Below are 1,553 nucleotides of genomic sequence, written 5' to 3'. Positions count from 1 at the left end.
GGTGTCCCGGGTACCGGGGCGGTGGTCGCGTTCACTGGCCTCTCCTGGGTTCGAAGACGGTGCGGGGACGGTCGAGCGCGGCGTCCACCAGCGCTCCGGCGGCCCCCGTGTAGCGGGCCGGGTCGAGCAACTCCTCGATCTCCTTTCGGGGCAGCCGCCGCGCCACCTCGGGCAGTTCGGCGAGCACCGCGGCGAGGGGTCTGCCGGTGGCCGCGGAGGCCTGCCCGACCAACTCCCGGGCCGGGCCCTTGCCGAGCAGCGGGGCGAGCGCCGCCACGACCCGCTCGGAGACCAGCCGGCCGCCGGTGATACGGAGGTTGGCGAGCATCCGCTCCGGAGCCACGGTGAGCCCCTCGGCGAGCTCGGCGGCGCAGTGCGCGGCGCCGCCGGTCAGCCGCAGGCACTCGCGCAGCGGCTCCCACTCGGCGTGCCAGGCGCCCGCCGAACGCTCGTCCTCGGCGAGCAGGCAGCCGGTCACCGCCGCCGCCAGCTGCGGCACCTGGAGGGCGGCGGCGCGGATGACCGTGGCGAGCACCGGGTTGCGCTTGTGCGGCATGGCGGAGGACGCGCCCCGGCCCTCGGCGCCCGGCTCGTGCACCTCGGCCACCTCGGTGCGGGTCAGCGACTGCACGTCGACGGCGAGTTTGCCGAGCGCGCCCGAGGTGAAGGCCGCCGCCTGGGCGAGGTCGGCCACCGGGGTGCGCAGTACGTGCCAGGGCAGCGCGGGCCGGGCCAGTCCCGACTCCCGGGCGAAGGCCGCGGTCAGCTCCTGGGCGTAGCAGCCCGCGCCCGGGGATCCGCCGCCGTGGCCCGCGTACTCCAGGTATCCGGCCAGGGTGCCGGCGGCCCCGCCGAGCTGGACCGGCAGCGACCGGCGCACCCGGGCCAGCCGTTCGGCCGCGTCGAGGACGAGCGAGAGCCAGCCGGCCGCCTTGAGCCCGAACGTGGTGGGCACGGCGTGCAGGGCCAGCGTGCGGCCGGCCATCGGGGTGTCCCGGTGCCAGCGGGCCAGCCCGGCGAGCGCCTCCGCGGTCCGGTCCAGATCGGCCAGGACGAGCGCCAGGGCCCGGTCGGCCACCAGCATCGCGGCGGTGTCGAGGATGTCCTGGCTGGTCGAGCCGCGATGGACGTACTCGGCCGCCTCCGGATCCCGTTCCGCCACCACCGCGGTGAACGCGCGTACCAGGCCCACCACCGGGTTGGCCGACTCGCGGGCCTGGTGCGCCAGGGCCACCAGGTCCAGCCGGTCGGCCCGGGCCGACTCGGTGATGGCCGCCGCCGCTTCGGCGGGCACGGTGCCCAACCGGGCCTGGGCGCGGGCCAGCGCGGCCTCCGCGTCGAGCATCGCCTGGAGCCAGGCGCGGTCGGACACCGCGGCCTCGACCGGGGCGCCGGCCCGTACCGGGGAGAGCAGCCCGGCGTCGGTACGGTCCGGGGCGTCGGTGGTGGTCGGTCCGGTCACAGTTCCTCCTGGGCGGCGTGTCCCCGTTCCGATGGGTCTGGTGGTGCGGGGGCCTAGCGGGGCGTTGCTGATGGGGGCGGTGTCGGCGGGG

At 77.4% G+C, this 1,553-nt stretch carries 1 protein-coding gene; it reads right to left on the bottom strand.

The annotated features are described in order from the left end of the window. Positions 1–31: 31 nt before the first annotated feature. Positions 32–1,462 carry a nitrosuccinate lyase gene (locus tag E4099_RS31900; protein WP_245245353.1) on the bottom strand — a complete coding sequence of 477 codons (1,431 nt, stop codon included), beginning with the start codon at positions 1,460–1,462 and terminating at the stop codon, positions 32–34. Between the last annotated feature and the right edge of the window lie 91 nt (positions 1,463–1,553).

The sequence above is a fragment of the Streptomyces palmae genome, assembly GCF_004684805.1.
Taxonomy (GTDB): Bacteria; Actinomycetota; Actinomycetes; order Streptomycetales; family Streptomycetaceae; genus Streptomyces; species Streptomyces palmae.
This window is presented reverse-complemented; position numbering and strand designations above follow the sequence as displayed.